This window comes from Mycolicibacterium chengduense (genome assembly GCF_033741155.1).
Taxonomy (GTDB): Bacteria; Actinomycetota; Actinomycetes; order Mycobacteriales; family Mycobacteriaceae; genus Mycobacterium.
Genome location: NZ_JAWQNH010000001.1, coordinates 243,078 through 263,605 on the forward strand (window position 1 = coordinate 243,078; position 20,528 = coordinate 263,605).

The 20,528-nt window shown below is 68.1% G+C and carries 17 protein-coding genes; 10 read left to right on the forward strand and 7 right to left on the reverse strand.

The window, feature by feature from the left end; genetic code table 11:
* Positions 1-137 precede the first annotated feature (137 nt).
* The 3 genes from SBI67_RS01255 to rpmF all read right to left on the reverse strand — a co-directional run bounded on the left by SBI67_RS01255 (position 138) and on the right by rpmF (position 2,557).
* Complete coding sequence (locus SBI67_RS01255; protein WP_318979538.1) at positions 138-1,559, reverse strand: HAMP domain-containing sensor histidine kinase; 1,422 nt, start codon at positions 1,557-1,559, stop codon at positions 138-140.
* Positions 1,560-1,633: 74 nt separating this feature from the next.
* The gene (locus SBI67_RS01260; protein WP_036398761.1) at positions 1,634-2,320 is read right to left on the reverse strand and encodes a response regulator transcription factor; all 687 of its coding nucleotides are present in this window, start codon (positions 2,318-2,320) and stop codon (positions 1,634-1,636) included.
* Between the two features lie 63 nt (positions 2,321-2,383).
* Entirely contained in the window at positions 2,384-2,557 is a 174-nt protein-coding gene (gene rpmF / locus SBI67_RS01265) for a 50S ribosomal protein L32 (protein ID WP_024453127.1), read from the reverse strand.
* A 212-nt stretch (positions 2,558-2,769) separates the two neighbouring features.
* Between rpmF and SBI67_RS01270 the strand changes: the two genes are divergently transcribed.
* From SBI67_RS01270 to SBI67_RS01300, 7 genes are all read left to right on the forward strand, one after another.
* Entirely contained in the window at positions 2,770-4,476 is a 1,707-nt protein-coding gene (locus tag SBI67_RS01270; protein ID WP_318978825.1) for an acyclic terpene utilization AtuA family protein, read from the forward strand.
* Entirely contained in the window at positions 4,473-5,624 is a 1,152-nt protein-coding gene (locus SBI67_RS01275) for an acyl-CoA dehydrogenase family protein (protein ID WP_318978826.1), read from the forward strand. The genes SBI67_RS01270 and SBI67_RS01275 overlap by 4 nt, the downstream gene beginning before the upstream one ends.
* On the forward strand, positions 5,621-7,216 hold the full coding sequence (locus SBI67_RS01280; RefSeq protein ID WP_318978827.1) for an acyl-CoA carboxylase subunit beta: 1,596 nt from the start codon (positions 5,621-5,623) through the stop codon (positions 7,214-7,216). Before SBI67_RS01275 ends, SBI67_RS01280 begins: the two co-directional genes overlap by 4 nt.
* A gap of 8 nt (positions 7,217-7,224) precedes the next feature.
* Positions 7,225-9,195 (forward strand): acetyl/propionyl/methylcrotonyl-CoA carboxylase subunit alpha, encoded by a 1,971-nt coding sequence (locus SBI67_RS01285; protein ID WP_318978828.1) that lies wholly within the window; start codon positions 7,225-7,227, stop codon positions 9,193-9,195.
* Entirely contained in the window at positions 9,192-10,349 is a 1,158-nt protein-coding gene (locus SBI67_RS01290; protein WP_318978829.1) for an acyl-CoA dehydrogenase family protein, read from the forward strand. Before SBI67_RS01285 ends, SBI67_RS01290 begins: the two co-directional genes overlap by 4 nt.
* A complete protein-coding gene (locus SBI67_RS01295; protein WP_318978830.1) occupies positions 10,349-11,116 on the forward strand; it encodes an enoyl-CoA hydratase family protein in 768 nt (255 codons plus the stop codon). The genes SBI67_RS01290 and SBI67_RS01295 overlap by 1 nt, the downstream gene beginning before the upstream one ends.
* Positions 11,117-11,243: 127 nt before the next feature.
* Positions 11,244-11,837 carry a DUF1707 SHOCT-like domain-containing protein gene (locus SBI67_RS01300; RefSeq protein ID WP_318979539.1) on the forward strand — a complete coding sequence of 198 codons (594 nt, stop codon included), beginning with the start codon at positions 11,244-11,246 and terminating at the stop codon, positions 11,835-11,837.
* 4 nt (positions 11,838-11,841) lie between these two features.
* Here the strand turns inward: SBI67_RS01300 and SBI67_RS01305 are convergent, their stop codons facing one another.
* A complete protein-coding gene (locus SBI67_RS01305) occupies positions 11,842-13,809 on the reverse strand; it encodes a VWA domain-containing protein (RefSeq protein ID WP_318978831.1) in 1,968 nt (655 codons plus the stop codon).
* Complete coding sequence (locus SBI67_RS01310) at positions 13,802-15,184, reverse strand: sigma 54-interacting transcriptional regulator (protein WP_318978832.1); 1,383 nt, start codon at positions 15,182-15,184, stop codon at positions 13,802-13,804. Before SBI67_RS01310 ends, SBI67_RS01305 begins: the two co-directional genes overlap by 8 nt.
* 74 nt (positions 15,185-15,258) lie before the next feature.
* Between SBI67_RS01310 and SBI67_RS01315 the strand changes: the two genes are divergently transcribed.
* The 3 genes from SBI67_RS01315 (at position 15,259) to SBI67_RS01325 (ending at position 18,335) form a co-directional block, all read left to right on the forward strand.
* The gene (locus SBI67_RS01315; protein WP_318978833.1) at positions 15,259-16,281 is read left to right on the forward strand and encodes an alpha/beta hydrolase; all 1,023 of its coding nucleotides are present in this window, start codon (positions 15,259-15,261) and stop codon (positions 16,279-16,281) included.
* A gap of 106 nt (positions 16,282-16,387) precedes the next feature.
* Positions 16,388-17,347 carry an IS481 family transposase gene (locus SBI67_RS01320; RefSeq protein ID WP_318978834.1) on the forward strand — a complete coding sequence of 320 codons (960 nt, stop codon included), beginning with the start codon at positions 16,388-16,390 and terminating at the stop codon, positions 17,345-17,347.
* A 154-nt stretch (positions 17,348-17,501) separates the two neighbouring features.
* Positions 17,502-18,335, forward strand: a complete 834-nt coding sequence (locus SBI67_RS01325) for a hypothetical protein (protein ID WP_318978835.1) — start codon at positions 17,502-17,504, stop codon at positions 18,333-18,335.
* On the opposite strand, the gene purH is transcribed toward SBI67_RS01325, so the two are convergent.
* Positions 18,295-19,863 (reverse strand): bifunctional phosphoribosylaminoimidazolecarboxamide formyltransferase/IMP cyclohydrolase, encoded by a 1,569-nt coding sequence (gene purH, locus SBI67_RS01330; RefSeq protein ID WP_318978836.1) that lies wholly within the window; start codon positions 19,861-19,863, stop codon positions 18,295-18,297. The two genes, SBI67_RS01325 and purH, sit on opposite strands and share 41 nt — an antisense overlap.
* 10 nt (positions 19,864-19,873) lie before the next feature.
* Entirely contained in the window at positions 19,874-20,518 is a 645-nt protein-coding gene (purN, locus tag SBI67_RS01335) for a phosphoribosylglycinamide formyltransferase (protein WP_318978837.1), read from the reverse strand.
* Positions 20,519-20,528 lie beyond the last annotated feature (10 nt).

The following is a 20,528-nucleotide window of genomic DNA, read 5'->3' on the forward strand; positions in this document are numbered from 1 at the left end:
CCTGGTCAACGCGTCCGTCACCTACACAGTGCCCAGTCGGGCTGAGAATCCACTTAGAGAACGTCGTGGACGACGCGAGGAAATCCTCACCCGTCTCAGATCACACCCCCATGCGGCGCTACGCCCCCAGCCGAATGTCAATTATTGTCCGCGGCGGCCACCGCGCCGTCCACCGAATTGATCGTGCGTGTCGCGACCGGAAGGTCGCCGGTGGCGGCGGCGTCGGGCAGCGCGCGCCGGCCGGGCAGCACGACGCGGATGGAGGTACCCGGCGGTTGCCCGCCCGGCACGGTCTCCTCGACGCGGATCGTGCCGCCGTGTTTGAGCACCACCTGTTTGACGATCGCCAGGCCCAGCCCCGAACCCGGCATCGCTCGGGCCGAGGTGGACCGGTAGAAGCGCTCGAAAACCAGGTCGCGTTCCTCCGGCGGGATGCCCGGTCCGTGGTCGGCGACCACCAGTTCGGCGTGCACGGCGTCGCGTTGCTGCAGCCGCACCGACACCCGCCCGCCCGGCGGGCTCCACTTGGCCGCGTTGTCCAGCAGATTGAGCACGGCGCGCGACAGCCCCGCCGCATCGCCGTAGACCTGCCACGAGATCACGTCCGCGTCGAACTCGATATCGCTGCGGCGCCGGCGAACTCGCTCGAGGGAACGCTCCACCACATCCGAGATGTCCACGGTCTCGTGGATCACCACGCCGGCGTCGTCACGACTGAGATCCACCAAATCGCCTACCAGCGTGGACAATTCACCGATCTGTGCGATGACGTCGGCCTGCAGACCGGCCATCTCGTCATCGGGCAGCCGGGGCGCGCCCGGGGCCATGGACGCCATCAGCAGTTCGACGTTGGTACGCAACGACGTGAGCGGGGTGCGCAGTTCGTGTCCGGCGTCGGTGACCAGCCGGGCCTGGCGCTCCCGGGATTCGGCCAGCGCGCGCAGCATCATGTTGAACGCCTCGGTCAGCCGGGCCAGTTCGTCGGTGCCCACCACCGGGATGGGACGCAGGTCGTCGGTGCGCGCCACCCGTTCGGCGGCCTTGGTCAGCCGGCCCACCGGCCGCAGGCCGGCACGGGCCACCATGCCCCCGGAAATGGCGGCCACCGCCATGCCCGCACCGCCGACGATGGCCAGGATGGTGCCGAGCCGTTTGAGCAGGGCCAGTGTCGGTGCCAGGCTCTTGGAGATCAGCAGGGAGTTGCCGTCGGCCAGATGCACCGCCAGCACCCGCTGGTTGTTGACCGTCCGCAACGACATCAGCAGGTCGCCCTGCACCACCGCCTTCTCCGGCGCCCCCAGCGGCAGGGTCTGCCCCTCCTGGTTGGCGGTGTAGATGTATCGACCCGGGCTGACCAGCATGGCGTTGACGTCGGAATAGGCGGTGCCTTCGATGGCCTTACCGGGATCGGCGGCCAGCGACCCGCTCTCGATGAGTAGCCGGGCCCGGCTGTGCAGCTGGTTGTCGATGTCGGCGAACACAGAGCGGGAAACCACGACGTAGACGGCAACGGCCATCAGCACCACCACCATGGCCACCATCGACATCGCCAGCAGCATCACCCGCCAACGCAGCGATACCGAACTGACGTTGCGGACCGTGGTGTAGCGGCGGTAGGGCAGTTTCACTGACATCAGGGTGGGGTCTCACGCAGCACGTAACCCACGCCGCGCACGGTGTGGATCAGCCGCGGTTCTCCTTCGGCCTCGGTCTTGCGGCGCAGGTAACCGACATACACCTCAAGGGCGTTGCCCGACGTCGGGAAATCGAAACCCCACACCTCTTCGAGGATGCGGCTGCGGGTCAGCACCCGGCGTGGATTCGCGATGAGCATCTCCAGCAGGGCGAACTCGGTGCGGGTCAGGCTGATGGACCGCTCGCCGCGGGTGACCTCACGGGTCACCGGATCCAGGCTCAGGTCGGAGAAGGTCAGTGCCCGTGATTCGCTGGTGTCCTCGGGCACCCGGCGGCGCAACAAGGCGCGCATCCGCGCCAACAGCTCTTCGAGGGCGAACGGTTTGGGCAGGTAATCGTCGGCGCCGGCGTCCAGTCCGGCCACCCGTTCGGACACCGAGTCACGGGCGGTCAGCACCAGGATGGGCAGATCGTCACCGGTACTGCGAAGGTGCCGGCAGACCTCCAGGCCATCGAGCCTCGGCATCATGACGTCCAGGACCAAGGCGTCGGGGCGGTCACTGGCGATCAGATCCAGTGCCTCGACACCATCCTGGGCCAACTCGACCGAGTACCCGTTGAAGGAGAGCGACCGGCGCAGTGATTCGCGCACCGCGCGATCGTCATCAACGACAAGAATGCGCACCGGCACAGTGTCACCCGCGTGTCTGAGAGCGACCTGAGAGGCGCGCCGACGGGTGCTGCCGAGCTACTTGCGGTCGAGGTCGACCAGGCCGAGGCGGGCGGCCTTGAGCAGGCGACGCGGCACCTTGTGCTGCTGACCGGCGACGTTCACGTTGACCAGGCCGGTGGCCTCGGTCTTCCACTGCGCACGACGGCTACGCGTGTTCGAGCGCGACATTCTCCGCTTGGGCACGGCCATGACGTGCATCTCCTTAGTTCGGGTTCTCGAAAAGTCAAAGTCGCGCGGAACCTCAGCGGCGACAATTGCACTTGAGGATAGCCGGTGAGCCGCGTCGACTCCAAAACGAGCCGGCGGGCGCGACCCACCCCTTGACTCGAGACCAGCGGTACCCGATAACCTACCGGTTGGTTGGGATGCGACGGCGTCCAGCCCGGTTCAAGGGAGAATGCGTGGCGTCTGCGGCCGGCGATACGGTTCGGATCGGCAATTGTTCGGGCTTCTACGGTGATCGCTTCGCGGCGATGCGCGAGATGCTCACCGGCGGTGAGCTGGATTACCTGACCGGCGACTACCTCGCCGAACTCACCATGCTCATCCTGGCCCGTGATCGCGCCAAGAATCCGGCGCTGGGCTACGCCAAGACCTTTCTGCGCCAGCTCGAGGAGTGCCTGGGCATCGCGCTCGATCGGGGCGTGAAGATCGTGGCCAATGCCGGCGGCCTCAACCCCGTCGCGCTGGCCGGCGCGGTGCGGGAGCTCGCCGAGCGACTGGGTCTGACGGTCACCGTGGCTCATGTCGAGGGCGACGACCTGGTGGCGCGCGCCGACGAATTCGGGTTCGGGGGTGTGCTGGCGGCCAACGCCTACCTGGGCGCGTGGGGCATCGTCGACTGCCTGAACGCCGGCGCCGATGTCGTGGTGACCGGGCGGGTCACCGACGCCTCGGTGATCGTCGGGCCGGCCGCCGCCCACCACGGCTGGTCCCGCACCGACTACGACGCGCTGGCCGGCGCCGTGGCCGCGGGCCACATCATCGAATGCGGCACGCAGGCCACCGGCGGCAACTACTCCTTCTTCACCGAGCTACCCGATCTGTCCCGGCCCGGCTTCCCGCTGGCCGAGATCGCGACCGATGGGTCGTCGGTGATCACCAAGCACGCCGGTACCGGCGGATCGGTCAGTACCGGCACCGTCACCGCCCAGCTGCTCTACGAGATCACCGGGGCGCGCTATCCCAACCCGGATGTCACCTTGCGGATGGACAGCGTGTCGCTGGCCGCCGACGGGCCGGATCGGGTGCGGGTGCACGGTGTGCGTGGCGAGGCACCGCCCCCCACGCTGAAGGTGTCGCTCAACAGCATCGGCGGCTTCCGCAACGCGACGTCGTTCGTGCTCACCGGTCTGGACATCGAGGCCAAGGCCGAGCTGCTGCAGCGTCAACTGGAGGGCAGCCTCGCGGTGCGGCCCGCCGAGTTGGAATGGACGCTGGCCCGCACCGACCACCCCGATGCCGACACCGAGGAAACCGCCTCCGCGCTGCTGCACTGTGTGGTGCGCGATCCCGACCCCGCCAAGGTTGGGCGCCAATTCTCTTCGGCCGCCGTCGAACTCGCGTTGGCCAGCTATCCGGGCTTCACCTCCACGGCACCGCCGGGGGACGGCCAGGTGTACGGGGTGTTCAAGCCCGGCTACGTGGACGCCGGGCTGGTACCGCATATCGCGGTGCACGCCGACGGTCGCCGGGTGGAGATCGCCGCGGCCACCGACACCCTTGTGCCGGCTCCGGTGCCCGACCCGCCGCTGCCGCCGGCACCGGTCGCCGGGCCGGTGGTGCGCGCCCCGCTGGGTCGGGTGGCCGGGGCCCGCAGCGGCGACAAGGGCGGGTCGGCGAATGTCGGCGTGTGGGTGCGTACCGACGATGAATGGGCTTGGCTGGCACACACGTTGACCGTCGACAAGGTGCGCGAGCTCCTTCCCGAGACCGCCGACCTACCGGTGACCCGGCACCTGCTGCCGAACCTGCGGGCGGTCAACTTCGTGATCGAGGGCATCCTCGGCGAAGGGGTGGCCTACCAGGCCCGCTTCGACCCGCAAGCCAAGGGCCTCGGCGAATGGCTGCGATCCCGACATCTCGACATCCCGGAAAGGTTGCTGTGACCGACATCTGGCATACCCCTGAACGCGAGGCACTGCGAAAGTCGGTGCGCACGTTCGCCGAACGTGAGGTGCTCCCCCATGCCGACGAGTGGGAACGCCGAGGTGAGATTCCGCGCGCGCTGCACCGCACGGCCGGCGCCGCCGGGCTGCTCGGGGCCGGGATGCCCGAATCGGTGGGCGGTGGCGGTGGTGACGGCGCCGACGCCGTCGTCATCTGTGAGGAGATGCATCACGCCGGATCCCCTGGCGGTGTGTTCGCGTCGCTGTTCACCTGCGGGATCGCGGTGCCACACATGATCGCCTCCGGCGATCGGCGCCTGATCGACACCTACGTGCGCCCCACGCTGCGCGGTGACCTGATCGGGTCGCTGGCGATCACCGAACCGGGTGGCGGTTCCGACGTCGGCCATCTGACCACCCGCGCGGTCAGGGACGGTGACCACTACGTCGTCAACGGCGCCAAGACCTACATCACCTCGGGTGTGCGCGCCGACTATGTGGTGACCGCGGTGCGCACCGGCGGTCCCGGCGCGGCCGGCGTATCCCTGATCGTGGTGGACAAGGACACGCCCGGTTTCGAGGTCAGCCGCAAACTGGACAAGATGGGCTGGCGCTCCAGTGACACCGCCGAACTGTCCTACACCGACGTCCGGGTGCCCGCCGAGAATCTGGTCGGGGTGGAGAACACCGGCTTCCTGCAGATCGCCGGCGCATTCGTCTCCGAGCGGGTAGGCCTTGCCGCCCAAGCGTATTCGAGCGCACAGCGGTGCCTGGACCTCACCGTCGACTGGTGCCGCAACCGGGAGACCTTCGGCCGCCCGTTGATCAGCCGGCAAGCCGTGCAGAACACGCTGGCCGAGATGGCCCGCCGGATCGACGTGGCGCGGGTGTATACGCACCGCGTGGTGGAGCGGCAACTGGCCGGTGACATGGGTTTGATCGCCGAGGTGTGCTTCGCCAAGAACACCGCCGTGGAGGCCGGCGAGTGGGTGGCCAACCAAGCCGTCCAATTGTTCGGCGGCATGGGCTATATGGCCGAGTCCGAGGTGGAACGCCAGTACCGCGATATGCGCATCCTCGGCATCGGCGGCGGGACCTCCGAGATCCTCACCGCGCTGGCCGCCAAGACGTTGGGATACCAGTCATGACCACCTTGAAATCCACCATCGACCCGGCCTCGGCGGCGTACACCGAAGCGGCCGAGGCGATGGCGGCCAAACTCGCCGAACTGGATGCCGAGCACGCCAAGGCACTGGCCGGCGGTGGCCCCAAGTACGTCGACCGCCACCACGCCCGCGGCAAACTGACCGCACGTGAACGCGTCGAACTTCTGCTCGACCCCGACGCCCCGTTCCTGGAACTCAGCCCGCTGGCGGCGTGGGGCACCGATTTCACGGTCGGCGCCAGCGTGGTCACCGGGATCGGTGCGGTCTCCGGCGTCGAATGCCTGATCGTGGCCAACGACCCGACGGTCAAGGGCGGCACCAGCAATCCGTGGACGTTGAAGAAGATCCTGCGGGCCAATCAGATCGCCATGCAGAACCGGTTGCCGGTGATCTCGCTGGTGGAATCGGGTGGCGCCGATCTGCCCACCCAGAAAGAGATCTTCATCCCGGGCGGTCAGATGTTCCGGGATCTGACCCGGTTGTCGGCGGCCGGGATTCCCACCATCGCCTTGGTTTTCGGTAACTCGACGGCGGGTGGGGCCTACGTGCCCGGTATGTCCGACCACGTCGTGATGATCAAGGAACGCTCCAAGGTGTTCCTGGCCGGCCCACCGCTGGTGAAGATGGCCACCGGCGAGGAATCCGATGACGAATCCCTCGGTGGCGCCGAAATGCACGCCCGTACGTCAGGTCTGGGTGACTACCTGGCCGTCGACGAACTCGACGCCATCCGGATCGGCCGGCGCATCGTGGCCCGGCTGAACTGGCACAAACAGGGACCCTCCCCCGCCCCCGTGCTCGAACCGCGGTTCGACACCGAGGAACTGATCGGCCTCGTCGGCGCCGATCTGCGTATCCCGTTCGATCCGCGCGACGTGATCGCCCGCATTGTCGACGACTCGGATTTCGACGAGTTCAAACCGCTGTACGGTTCGTCGCTGGTCACCGGCTGGGCGCGGCTGTACGGATATCCCGTCGGCATCCTGGCCAACGCCAGAGGCGTGCTGTTCAGCGAGGAGTCGCAGAAGGCCACCCAGTTCATCCAGCTGGCCAACCGGGCCGATACGCCACTTCTGTTCCTGCACAACACCACCGGCTACATGGTGGGTAGGCAGTACGAGGAGGGCGGGATGATCAAGCACGGTTCGATGATGATCAACGCCGTGTCCAACTCCACCGTTCCCCACATCTCCCTGCTGATCGGGGCCTCCTACGGCGCCGGCCATTACGGCATGTGCGGTCGGGCCTATGACCCGCGCTTCCTGTTCGCCTGGCCCAGCGCCAAATCGGCGGTGATGGGCGGCACCCAATTGGCCGGCGTGCTCTCGATCGTCAGCCGCGCCGCGGCCGAGGCGCGCGGGCAGACCGTCGACGAGGAGGCCGACGCCGCCCTGCGGGCCGCCGTCGAGGCACAGATCGAAGCCGAGTCGCTGCCCGCCTTCCTGTCCGGGCGACTCTACGACGACGGGGTGATCGACCCGCGCGACACCCGCACCGTGCTCGGAATGTGCCTGTCCGCCATCGCCAGCGGCCCGATCGAGGGGACGTCGAACTTCGGCGTCTTCAGGATGTGAGACTCACCGTGATAACACGAGTTCTCGTCGCCAACCGTGGTGAGATCGCCCGCCGCGTGTTCGCCACCTGCCGCCGGCTCGGTATCGGCACCGTCGCGGTGTACACGGATCCGGACGCCGGCTCACCTCACGTGGCCGAGACCGACATCCGGGTACGCCTGGACGGCCGCAACGGCTACCTCGACAGCGCCCAGCTGATCGCCGCGGCGCGGGCTGCCGGGGCCGACGCCATCCATCCCGGCTACGGATTCCTCTCGGAGAACCCGGATTTCGCCGCCGCCGTGCAGCAGGCCGGGCTCACCTGGATCGGGCCGCCGGTACCCGCCGTGGCCGCGATGGGTTCCAAGATCGAGGCCAAGAAGCTGATGGCGGCCGCCGGCGTGCCGGTGCTGGCCGAGCTCGACCCGGACACCGTCACCGCCGATCAGCTGCCGGTACTGATCAAGGCGTCGGCAGGCGGTGGCGGCCGCGGCATGCGGGTGGTCCGCGAATTGTCCGCGCTGGCAGGCGAGGTCGCCGCCGCCCAGCGCGAGGCGCAGTCGGCGTTCGGCGATCCGACGGTGTTCTGCGAGCGCTACCTGGCCAGCGGTCACCACATCGAGGTGCAGGTGATGGCCGATGCGCACGGCACCGTGTGGGCAGTCGGGGAACGCGAATGCTCGATCCAGCGCCGGCATCAGAAGGTGATCGAGGAGGCGCCCTCCCCGTTGGTGGAGCGCACCCCGGGCATGCGGGACAAGCTTTTCGAGGCGGCCCGGCTGGCCGCCACGGCCATCGGCTACACCGGCGCGGGAACGGTCGAGTTCATGGCTTCCGGTGTCGGCGACGACTTCTTCTTCCTGGAGATGAACACCCGGCTGCAGGTGGAGCACCCGGTCACCGAGGAGACCACCGGATGCGACCTCGTCGAACTTCAGCTCGAGGTGGCCGATGGTCACCGGCTGGATCCCGCTCCCCCTGCTGCACAGGGTCATTCGATCGAGGCGAGGCTCTACGCCGAGGACCCGGCCGAGAACTGGCAACCCCAGGCCGGTCCGGTGCACCGGTTCGACGTGCCCGCCACCCGAACCCGATTCGACACGCTGGACGGGCGCACCGGCGTGCGGGTGGACTCCGGCATCGTCGACGGCTCGCAGGTGTCGGTGTTCTACGACCCGATGCTGGCCAAGATCATCTCCTATGCACCCAGCAGGGAGCGCGCCGCGGCGATCCTGGCCGATACGCTGGCCAACACCCGCCTGCACGGCATCAAGACCAATCGTGACTTGTTGGTCAACGTGCTGCGGCATCCGGCGTTCCGCGCCGGTGACACCGATACCGCCTTCTTCGACACCCATGGACTGGCCGAACTGGCAGCCGGTCCCGCCGCCGCGGGGGCCCCGTCCGCCGTGGCGGCGGCGCTCGCCGAGGCCGCGCACAACCGCAGCACCGCAACGGCGTTCGCGCCCGCACCCAGCGGGTGGCGCAACCTCGCGTCCGGCTACCAGACCCGCACCTATGTCGACGCCGCCGGATCCGAACACGCGGTCCGTTACCGATTCACCCGGGCCGGGGTGCAGTTGCCCGACCATGACGGCGTCGCCCTGGTGACAGCGACGCCGGACCGGGTCGTCCTGTCCGTCCACGGCGTGGAGCGGACCTTCGACGTGGCCCGGTACGGCGAGCAGGTGTTCGTCGACTCCCCGCTAGGAGCGGTGCGCCTGGTGGCCCAGCCGCGCTTCCCCGACCCCGACGCGGCCGTCGCGCAAGGCTCCCTGCTGGCGCCGATGCCCGGATCGGTGGTGCGTATCGGCGCCGCCGTCGGGGACACCGTCACCGCAGGCCAACCGCTGATCTGGCTGGAAGCCATGAAGATGGAGCACACCATCACCAGCCCGCAGGCCGGTGTGCTCGCCGAACTCCACGTCACGGCCGGCCAACAGGTCGATGTCGGCGCCGTGCTCGCCCGTGTACAAGAACCCGAAGGAGAACAAGCATGAGTTTCATCGAGACCGAGGAACAGCGGGCGCTGCGCGACGCCGTCAAGGCGATGGCCGCCAACTACGGCCAGGACTACTACCTGGAGAAGGCCCGCGCCGGGCAGCACACCACCGAATTGTGGTCTGAGGCAGGCAAGCTCGGCTTCATCGGGGTGAACCTGCCCGAGGAGTACGGTGGCGGCGGCGCGGGCATGTACGAACTCAGCCTGGTCATGGAGGAGATGTCCGCGGCCGGCTCGGCCCTGCTGATGATGGTGGTCTCCCCCGCCATCAACGGCACCATCATCTCCAAGTTCGGCACCGAAGAACAGAAGAAGCGCTGGATCCCCGGTATCGCCGACGGGTCGATCACCATGGCGTTCGCCATCACCGAACCCGACGCCGGATCCAACTCCCACCGCATCACCACCACCGCCCGGCGCGACGGTAACGACTGGATCCTCAAGGGCCAGAAGACGTACATCTCCGGTGTCGACCAAGCCCAGGCGGTGCTGGTCGTGGGCCGCACCGAGGACCACAAGACCGGCAACCTGAAGCCGGCGCTGTTCGTCGTGCCCACCGACACCCCGGGCCTGCACTGGACCAAGATCGACATGGAGATCATCAGCCCGGAGAGCCAGTTCCAGGTGTTCCTCGACGATGTCCGGTTGCCGGCCGACGCCCTGGTCGGTTCCGAGGACGCGGCCATCGCCCAGTTGTTCGCCGGGCTCAATCCCGAGCGCATCATGGGAGCGGCCAGCGCGGTCGGGATGGGCCGCTTCGCGATCGGCAAGGCCACCGAGTACGTCAAGACCCGCCAGGTCTGGAAGACGCCGATCGGCGCCCACCAGGGCATCTCGCATCCGTTGGCGCAGAACCACATCGAGATCGAACTGGCCAAGCTGATGATGCAGAAGGCCGCGACGCTGTACGACACCGGCGACGATTTCGGGGCGGCCGAGGCCGCGAACATGGCCAAGTACGCGGCGGGCGAGGCGTCGGTGCGGGCTGTCGACCAGGCCGTGCAGTCCCTCGGCGGCAACGGCCTGACCAAGGAGTACGGCATCGCGTCGGTGTTGACCGCGTCGCGGCTGGCGCGCATCGCCCCGGTCAGCCGCGAGATGATCCTCAACTTCGTCGCACAGACCTCGCTGGGTCTGCCCCGGTCGTACTGATGTCCGACACACTCGTCCGCTACGACGTCGACGGTGCCGTCGCGCGGGTCACCCTGGATTCGCCGCACAACCACAACGCGTTGTCGTCGGCGCTGGTGACCCAACTACGTGAGCGACTGACCGAGGCGGCACAGTCCGGTGCACGCGCCGTGGTGCTCGGGCACACCGGCAAGACGTTCTGCGCGGGGGCCGACCTGAGCGAAGCCACCGACGGCGATCCCGGTGACCTCGCGGTGGCCCGGGCCCGGGAGATGACGGCGATGCTGCGATCGATCCTGGAGTTGCCGATCCCCGTGCTCGCCGCGGTGGACGGACACGTGCGCGCCGGCGGTATGGGACTGGTCGGTGCCTGCGATATCGCGGTGGCCGGGCCGGCGAGTACCTTCGCGCTGACCGAGGCCCGGATCGGGGTGGCACCGTCCATCATCTCGCTCACACTCTTGCCGAAACTTACGGCTCGCGCGGCCGGCCGCTACTTCGTGACGGGTGAGAAGTTCGACTCGGCCACGGCCGCGGCCATCGGTCTGATCACCGCGGCCGCCGCGGATGTCGGCGCCGCCGTGACGGCGTTCACCGCGGAGATCGTCAAGGGGTCACCGCAGGGGCTGGCCGCGTCGAAGGCCCTGACCACGGCGTCGATCCTGGCCGATTTCGACGCACACGCCGACGAACTGGCGATCCAGTCGGCGCGACTGTTCACCTCCGACGAAGCGCGCGAGGGCATGCTCGCCTTCCTGCAGAAGCGCAGCCCCAACTGGCTGTCGTAACCCGGACGACGAAATTCCAGCAAACATCGGGTCCGCTGCAACGAATTCGTCGGCGGTCTTGCATGTGTGGTTTTTCGTCGTACCCTCATCTGTGATGAGCGTTGGGCGCGAAGAACAGACGGCACTGATGCGGACGTCGGGGTCGCGGAGTACATCGCGGCCTGCCGCCGACACCGACCGGATCCAGGTGGCGCAGTTGCTCACGGACGCGGCCGCCCAGGGCCGCCTCTCCCTCGCAGAGTACGAATCCCGGCTCGCCAAGGCGTATGCCGCCCAGACCTGCGCAGATCTGGATCGGTTGAGCGCCGATCTGCCCGGCGGCGGCGCAACCGGCAAGGGTGTCTGCCGGCCGGCGCCGTCCACCTTGTTGCTGGCCATCATGAGCGGATACGAACGCCGCGGTCGGTGGAACGTACCCAAGAAGCTGACCACCTTCGCCTTGTTCGGTGGCGGCGTCGTCGATCTGCGCTACGCCGACTTCACCACGGCCGATGTGGAGATCCGCAGCTACTCGATCTTCGGCGGGCAGACCATTCTGGTGCCGCCGGAGGTGAATGTCGATATCGGCGGTGTCGGCGTGATGGGCAGCTTCGACCACAGCGTGAACGGCAGCGGGACGCCGGGCGGGCCCCGGGTCCGGGTGCGCGGGTTCTCGCTGTGGGGCAGCGTCGGCGTCAAGCGCAGGAAGCGCCGCTGTGCCAGTACAGAGGCTGGTGCCTGACGCGCTACCTGCGCCGTGAGGTCAGGTAGTCCCCCACCACCGCCGCACCCAGCCCATCCAGATCCGGCACGACGACGCGGCCCTGCACCCGGCGGGCGACCTGGTCGATGAATCTGGCGAGTCCGGGATCACTGCCGAGCCGGAAGATGGTGACCTGCGCCCCGAGCCGGGCCACCTCGTCGAAACCCTTGACGGTGAACGCGACGGTCCGCGGATGCGGCGGGTAATCAAAGAACACCGACGAGCCCTCGGTGCCGCCGTAGTCCTCCAGGTGGGCGGTGGGCTCACCGTCGGTGACAATGAGGACCACCGGCTGCGCGTTCGGATGCCTGCGCAGATGCCGGGACGCCAAGGCCAGCGCGTGATGCAGGTTGGTGCCCTGCTCGTAGACGCCCTCCAGGCCGGTCAGTTCCGCCGCGGTCAACGTCCGGGCGTACCGGCCGAACGCGATGATCTGCAGGTCATCGGACCGGAAGCGGGTGCTCACCAGATGGTTCAGCGCCAAAGCGGTGCGTTTCATCGGCAGCCACCGGTTCTCCATCACCATCGAGAAGCTGGTGTCCACCAGCAGCGCCACGCACGCTTGGGTGCGGGTCTCCGTTTCGGAGACCTCGACGTCGTCGACCGTGATGGTCAGTGGCCCGTGCTCGTCGGTACCGGCCCGCCGCAGGACCGCGTTCGTCAGCGTCCGCGTGACGTTCCACGGTTCGGTGTCCCCGAACGCCCACGGCCGGGTCGCCCCGGTCAGTTCGCCCGCCGCCCCGGCCCGTCGGGTCTGCCGCTCGCCGTTGCGTCCCGAGAGTTGGCGCGCAACATCGCGCAGCGCGGTCTGGCCCAGCTGGCGCATGGCTTTGGGCGACAACCGCCACTTGCCGTCGGAGCCGCGGTCCAGGAAGCCCTGGTTCATCAGCGCGCGTTCCAGGTCGGCGAGGGTGCGGGCGTTCACCGCCGCGTCGTCGCCGAGCTGCCGGGCCAGCATGTCCAGGTCGACGTCCTCCATGGAGGCGCCCGGGTAGCTCTGGGACAGTTGCTCGGCCAACTGCTCCAGTTCGGCGATATCGGCCAGCGCCTGGGCACCCTCGCCCATACCCAGCGGGTCGCCACCGGAGAACTCCTGCGATCCCGTCCAGTCCTCACCGGGCCGGGCGGCCTGCAGGTGGGAATCCAGCCGACCGAGTGCGTTCATCAGCGACGGTGAGCCGAAGGCTTGTTGGGCCAAGGCATCCAGCTCGGCGCGCTGCTGCTCGGAGAGGCTGTTGCGGAAACGCTGGGCGGCCGCGGCGCGTTGAGCCAGCGAATCGATCAGCTCCTCCACATTGCGCGGATTCTCCGGGAAGTACTGGCCGTGCTTGGCCATGAAGTCCTGAAAATCCTGCTCGGAGTCCTGTCCTCGGGCGTGCTTGTCGAGCAGCTCGTTGAGGTCGTCGAGCATGTCGTTGACGGCCTGACGGTCCTCGTCGGTGGCGTTCTCCAGAGCCTGCTTCATCCCGGCGAAGCGCTGGTCGAGCATCTCGCGGCCGAGCAGATCGCGGATCTGCTCGTACGTCTGCCTGGCTTCCGCCGAGCGCCAGTCGTAGTCGGCGAGTTCGCGCACCGCTTTGGCCGGGGACGGTGACAGCGCCTCCATCTGCATCTCGCCGAAGCGGGCGTCGTCGTCGAGCGCGCGGGCCAGCTCCTTGCGTTCGGCCAGCACCGCCTCGTCGAGCAGTTTCTTGATGTCCTGCAGGGTGCCGTCGAGATTGTTGCGCTGCAACAATTCCCGCCGCTTGCGGTTGGCCTCGGCGGCGAGCTTGTCCGCCCCGGACAGGGTGCGGGTGCCGCGACGCAGCAACTCCGAGAGCGCCCGCCGCGGTGACGAACCCTCCATCACGTCCTGGCCGATCTGTTCGAGCGCTTCCCGCAGGTCGACGGGCGGCGCCAGCGGGTCGGGTCCGCCGCTGTATCGCGAGTAACGCGAAAGGTGTTTAGCCATAGACTGTTTCGCCCTCATCGGAAGTCTTGTCGATCCGCTTGGCCAGGTACAGCGCCTCCAGGGCCAGTTCCACCGCCGCGGCCCGTTCACCGTCGGTGGTGGCCTCGAGCCGTTCGGCGATGGCGTCCAGCACCGGGAGATCGGGCAGCGCGGCCAGTACATCCTTGGCGCTGACCCGCTCACCCGTCGTCACCGGCGACCCGTCCTCGACGGCGGAGACCAACGGGCCCACATCGATGCCGCCGAGTGCCCGCGACGCGGTGTCGGCCGTCGCGCGGCGCAGCAGATGCTCCAGCACCACCTGCTCGCGGCCTTCCTCGCCGGATTCGAATTCGAGCTTGCCGCGCAGCACGTCGATCACCGTGCCGAGGTCGACGACGCGGGCCACCGGCTCCTGTTCGCCGAGGACGGCCCCGCGGTGCCGGGCGGACGCGGCCACCGTTTCGGCCGCGGCGATCGCGAACCGCGCCGACACACCCGAGCGCTGGTCGATGGCGCTGGACTCGCGCAGCGAGCGGGCGAACCGGGCGACGATCTGCAGCAGGTAGTCGGGCACCGGCGCGCTCAGGTGCGCCTCCTGCCTGATGACGGCCACCTCGGCGGCCAGCTCGAGCGGGTAGTGGGTGCGGATCTCGGCGCCGAACCGGTCCTTGAGCGGGGTGATGATACGGCCGCGGTTGGTGTAGTCCTCCGGATTGGCGCTGGCGACGACGAGCACGTCGAGCGGCAGCCGCAAGGTGTAGCCGCGGACCTGGATATCGCGCTCCTCCATCACGTTGAGCATGGCCACCTGGATGCGCTCGGCGAGGTCGGGCAACTCGTTGACGGCGACGATGCCACGGTGCGAACGCGGGATCAGGCCGTAGGCGATGGTCTCGGGGTCGCCGAGGCTGCGCCCCTCGGCCACCTTGATGGGGTCGATATCGCCGACCAGGTCGGCGACGCTGGTGTCGGGGGTCGCGAGCTTCTCGGTGTAGCGCTCACTGCGGTGGCGCCAGGAGATCGGGAGGTCGTCACCGACCTCGGCGGCCCGGCGGATCGATTCCGGGGTGATGGGACTGTAGGGATGCTCACCCAACTCCGAGCCGGCGATGACGGGCGTCCACTCGTCGAGCAGACCGGCCAGGGAACGCAACAGGCGGGTCTTGCCCTGTCCCCGCTCGCCCAGCAGCACGAAATCGTGGCCGGCGATCAGGGCGCGTTCGACCTGGGGCAGCACGGTGTCCTCGAAACCGAACAGACCGGGCCAGATGTCGTCGCCGGTGGCCAGCCTGGCCAACAGATTCTCGCGGATCTCCTGCTTGATTCCACGCTCGACATGACCGGAAGCACGCAGCTCGCCGACGGTGCGGGGCAGGTTGTTAGGTGAGGTCACCACTCCACGCTACGACTGCTGCCGAGTGCCGGCATCGTCACCTGAATTTTCCCCGCCCGAAAGTACCCGATACCATGGGTACCGTGAACTCGCTCGAATGGCGTGACCGGCCGACCACCGTGCAGTTCGGCCCGGCCTGCCGGCAATCCCGATTGCTGGGTCTGCTGACCGCGATCTCCCTGCGCACCGTGCTGGGTATCGCCACGATCATCGGCCTGATCGTCAACAAAGTATGGCCTGCCGGATTGCAGCGCGCCCACCTCGACGTCATCGATCGGCCGCTGCGGTTCATCCCCCCTCTGCCTGGTACCAGCGTCACCCCGGAGCGGCTGCCGCACTGCCCGGCCGAGTGGGTCGTCGCACCGAACGCCCGCGACGCCGATCGGGTGATCGTCTACTTCCACGGCTCAGCCCTGGTGACCCTCGGCCTGAATTCGCACCGGAGGTTCGCCTCGAAACTGTCCGAGGCCACCGGTTCCCGGGTGTTCAACGTCGGATATCGACTGGCTCCGCAGGCCAGCATCGAGGAGGCCGTCGAGGATGGCCTGGACGCCTACCGGCACGTGCTCTCGCTCGGTTACACCCCGGATCATGTTGTGCTGGCGGGGGATTCAGCCGGTGGGCTGATGGCCGCCGATACCGCGCTGGCGATTCGCGATGCCGGGCTGCCGGTGCCCGCCGGCCAGGTTCTGCTGTCGGCGCTGACGTCGGCCGACATGCAGATCAAGTACGCGGCACTCAAGGAACACACCGACGTGCTGTTCCCGTTCATGACCGTCAAGTTCATCTACGACGTCTTCGCCACGGTCAACGGCACCCGGCCGGTACCGGTCATGCCGTCCGAGGCGAACATGAGCGGACTGGGCCCGTTCCTGTTGCAGATCGGCACCAACGAGATGCTGCGCAATGACACCTTCACCCTGGCCGACCGGCTGCAGGCCGATGGCGTCCCGGTATGGGTCCAGGTGTGGGACAAGGCAATGCACATGTTCCAGCTGTCCTTCGACGTGAATCCCGACGCCCGCCGCGCGGTCGAGGAGATCGCGTCGTTCGTGGAGTACGTGACGACGCCGGCCCGCGACGAGGCGGTGTCCTAGCTGTATCCGGCCATGACGTTGGTGGCGGGCGTGTTGGCTTGATGTGAGGAGAACCTCCGGGTGAGGTGTGGCTTGTCGAAGGCCCATCACCAACCCGGAGGTTCTCGTGTCCCACCGTAATGCCCGCACCACCGTGCACGGCCGATTGCTGATCGTGCAGCGCCACCAGCAGGGCTGGAAACAAGCCCACATCGCCGAGGCGATGGGCATCTCCCGCAAATGCGTACACACCTGGATCAGCCGCTTCGCCACCGAAGGCGAAGCCGGTCTGTGCGACCGGTCCTCGCGACCGCACCGCAGCCCCACCAAAACCCCCGCACGCGTGGCACGCCAAGTAATCGCCGCACGCCGCACGCATCGCCGCGGTCAGGACTGGCTGGGGCCGCAGCTCGGGATCCCCGCGCGTACCGTGGCACGGATTCTGCGTCGCCGTGGTGTGCCCTATCTGCGTGATTGCGATCCAATGACCGGCGCGGTGATCAAAGCATCCAAGGCCACGACACGACGCTATGAGCGCGCCCGTCCTGGCGAGCTGGTGCACGTCGATGTCAAAAAGCTCGGCCGCATCCCCGATGGAGGTGGGTGGCGTGCTCACGGCCGCAGCGAACAGGTCCGCGTCCGCGGTATCGGGTATGACTACGTGCATTCGATGGTCGATGACCACAGCCGGCTGGCCTACTCAGAGATCCACGCCGACGAGAAAGGACCGACCTGTGCTGGGTTTATCGCCAGAGCGGCCGATTACTTTCAATCCCAGGGCATTCCAGCCATCGAACGGGTCATCACCGATAACCATCTGAGCTATCGGCGCTCAAACGACGTCGCAGCAGTCATCGACCAACTGCGCGCCCGACACCTGTTCATCAAGCCGCACTGCCCCTGGCAGAACGGCAAAGTGGAACGCTATAACCGCACCCTGCAAAGCGAATGGTCCTACCGCCGAGTCTTCGCCTCCAACGCAGACCGGGCTCGAGCACTTGCACCTTGGGTCGAGTTCTACAACACTCAACGCCGCCACAGCGCACTCGATGGACTACCACCCATCAGCCGACTGCGACCAACCTGATGGCCGAATACACCTAGCTCCAGACCCCGGTTGGGTTGCCTCAGCCGTGCTCCAGCGAGATCGACCTCAGGGCTGTCGCGAGTTGTCCACAGCCCTGAGGTCGATCTCGCTGGAGCACCCGAGAGACGTCGGTGGCTCCTGACACGATGCGCGCATGGACCCGATCATCGGCTCGGAGGCCATCGCGAGCGGAGCGCTCACCAGGGGCGAACTGCGCTGGCGATATACTGCGATCTACCCGAATGTCTATGTGCCGAAAGGCAGTACGCCCGGCCCGGGTGCCTACGCCGCAGCCGCGTGGTTGTGGAGCGGCCGGCGCGGCATCATCGCAGGCCTGACGGCGGCGGCACGGTACGGCGTGCCGTGGATCGCGAGTACATGTCCCATCGAGCTCATCGCGCCGAACAGCAAGTGCCCGGAAGGCGTGATCGTTCGTAATGAACGCATCGCCGTGGACGAGATCCGAATCATCGACGGCATGCCGATCACTACTGCCGAGCGCACCTCACTGGACCTGGCCAGGCACTTGGAGCTGAATATCGCCGTCGAACACCTCGATGCACTGGCTGCGATCACCGGACTGCACAAGGACGATGTCTGGTACCTCGAAGAGCGCTACCCCACGGCTCGGGGCATCATCTCAGCCAGGCAGGCAATAGCCCTGATGGATGCCGGTTCCGGGTCGCGCTGGGAAACCCGGGTACGCCTGATGGTGCAGCGTCTCGGGGGCGTACCACCACCCCGCACCAGCATCCGCGTCAGCGACGTCATCATCGCGATGGGCTGGCCGCGGTGGAAGGTCGGCATCGACTGCGGACCACGCCCCGACGACGAGAGCGACTTCTTGCACCGCATCGGCTGGACCATGGTGCCGGCGCTGCCGCAGCACACCCGGGCGTCGATCATCGCGCGGGCCCGCACCGCGGTGTGGGCCCGCGCGATGCCGCCTAGTGTGCGAAGTGCCGCGCCCCGGTCAGGTACAGCGTGATCCCGGCCTTCGCCGCGGCCTCGGTCACCACGTCGTCACGCACCGAACCACCCGGGTGCACAACCGCTTTCACACCCGCATTGGTCAGGGTTTCCAGACCGTCCGGGAAGGGGAAGAAGGCATCCGAGGCCGCGACCGCCCCCTTGACCCGGTCACCGCCGCGTTCGACCGCCAACCGAGCAGCGTCCACCCGGTTCACCTGACCCATGCCCACCCCGACGGTGGCACCGTCGGCCGCGACGACGATCGCGTTCGATTTCACCGCGCGGCAGGCCCGCCAGGCGAACACCAGATCGGCCAGCGTCGCCGGATCGGCGGGCTCGCCGGTGGCCAGCGTCCAGTTGGCCGGGTCGTCACCCGCGGCGTCCAGCGCATCGCGCTGCTGCAGCAGCAGCCCGCCACTGATCTGCCGGAATTCGACACCGCTCTCCTGCGGCTCGGAGGCCACCAGGATGCGGATGTTCTTCTTCCCGGACAGGATCTCGACCGCGCCCGGCTCGTAGGCCGGCGCCACGATCACCTCGGTGAAGATATCGGCCACCGTCTGCGCCATCTCCACGCTGACGGTGGTGTTGGTGGCGATCACCCCGCCGAACGCCGAAAGCGGGTCGCATTCATGGGCTTTGCGGTGCGCGTCGGCCACCGATACCGACGAGACGGCGATCCCGCACGGGTTGGCGTGCTTGATGATCGCCACACAGGTCTGCTCGTGGTCGAACGCGGCCCGCCAGGCGGCATCGGCGTCGGTGTAGTTGTTGTAGGACATCTCCTTGCCGTGCAGCTGCTCGGCCTGCGCCAGCCCGGGCCAGCCGGCATCGTTGCGGTACAGCGCCGCACCCTGGTGCGGGTTCTCGCCGTAGCGCAGTACCGCGGCGCGATGCCAGGTGGCGCCCACCCACTGCGGCGGGGCGTCCGCAACGGCACCCTCTTCGGGTGCCAGCACCGAACCCATCCAGCTGGCCACCGCGACGTCGTATTCGGCGGTGTGCCGGAATGCCAACGCCGCCAGGCGCTTCCGCTCAGCCAAAGTGAAACCGCCGGACCGCACGGCGGCCAGCACGCCCTCGTAGCCGAGCGGGTCGACCACCACGGCCACGCTGGGATGGTTCTTGGCGGCGGCGCGCACCATGGACGGTCCGCCGATGTCGATCTGCTCGACGCACTCGTCGGGCGCCGCCCCGGAGGCCACGGTCTCGCTGAACGGGTAGAGGTTGACCACCACGAGCTCGAACGGGGCGATGCCCAGGTCGGCCAGTGCCGCCTCGTGCTCGGACTTGCGCAGGTCGGCCAGCAGGCCGGCATGCACCTTCGGGTGCAGTGTCTTCACCCGGCCGTCGAGCACCTCGGGGAAGCCGGTGACGTCCTCGACCGGGGTGACCGGAACACCGGCCTCGGCAATCGTTTTCGCGGTGGACCCGGTCGAGACGATGCTCACGCCCGCCTCGTGCAGCCCACGGGCCAACGCCCCCAGACCCGTCTTGTCGTACACACTGATCAACGCGCGCCGGATCGGCCGCTTCTCACTCATCGCTGCATCCTCAACATCCGAAGGTCGCCTTTCGCCCGGTCCAGGTGAGGCCGCGGGTAGCCGCCGCGGCGAGCACGTCCACCAGCAGTCGCCGTTCGACCACCTTGATGCGTTCGTGCAAAGTTCCCTCGTCGTCATCATCGAGCACGGGCACGGCTTCCTGCGCCAGAATCGGCCCGGTGTCGGTTCCCGCGTCGACCAGGTGCACCGTGGCACCCGTCACGCGGACGCCGCAGTCCAGCGCCTCGGCGACCGCCCGCGCGCCCGGGAAAGCAGGCAGCAGGGCCGGATGGGTGTTCACCACCCGTCCTTCGAAGCGCGATAGAAATTGCGGGCCAAGGATTTTCATGAAACCCGCACTGACGACGAGATCCGGTTCGTGGCGCGCCACCGCGTCGGTGAGCGCAGCGTCCCAGGCGGCCCGGTCGACGTGGTCACTCACCCGCACGGTGAACGACGGCACCCCGGCGCCCGCGGCGATGTCCAGTGCACGGCACACCCGGTCGGTGCCGACGGCGACGACCTCGGCCGGGTAGTCGCCCTCGGCCGCGGCCAGCAGGGACTCCAGCAGGGAACCGGTCCCCGAAGCCAACACCACCAGCCGCGACGGCGCGGTCGGAGGCACCCGGATCGGGTCCCGGAGCGGGGGCTGCACGCCCAGCAGC

Excerpts from the sequence above, each read along its gene's own strand:
- rpmF (WP_024453127.1), bottom strand. The coding sequence starts at position 2,557 with ATGGCCGTGCCCAAGCGGAGAATGTCGCGCTCGAACACGCGTAGCCGT.
- SBI67_RS01325 (WP_318978835.1), top strand. The coding sequence starts at position 17,502 with ATGGACCCGATCATCGGCTCGGAGGCCATCGCGAGCGGAGCGCTCACC.
- SBI67_RS01295 (WP_318978830.1), top strand. The coding sequence starts at position 10,349 with ATGTCCGACACACTCGTCCGCTACGACGTCGACGGTGCCGTCGCGCGG.
- SBI67_RS01300 (WP_318979539.1), top strand. The coding sequence starts at position 11,244 with ATGCGGACGTCGGGGTCGCGGAGTACATCGCGGCCTGCCGCCGACACC.
- SBI67_RS01290 (WP_318978829.1), top strand. The coding sequence starts at position 9,192 with ATGAGTTTCATCGAGACCGAGGAACAGCGGGCGCTGCGCGACGCCGTC.
- purH (WP_318978836.1), bottom strand. The coding sequence starts at position 19,863 with ATGAGTGAGAAGCGGCCGATCCGGCGCGCGTTGATCAGTGTGTACGAC.
- SBI67_RS01305 (WP_318978831.1), bottom strand. The coding sequence starts at position 13,809 with ATGGCTAAACACCTTTCGCGTTACTCGCGATACAGCGGCGGACCCGAC.
- SBI67_RS01255 (WP_318979538.1), bottom strand. The coding sequence starts at position 1,559 with ATGCTGCTGGCGATGTCGATGGTGGCCATGGTGGTGGTGCTGATGGCC.
- SBI67_RS01315 (WP_318978833.1), top strand. The coding sequence starts at position 15,259 with ATGGGTACCGTGAACTCGCTCGAATGGCGTGACCGGCCGACCACCGTG.
- SBI67_RS01280 (WP_318978827.1), top strand. The coding sequence starts at position 5,621 with ATGACCACCTTGAAATCCACCATCGACCCGGCCTCGGCGGCGTACACC.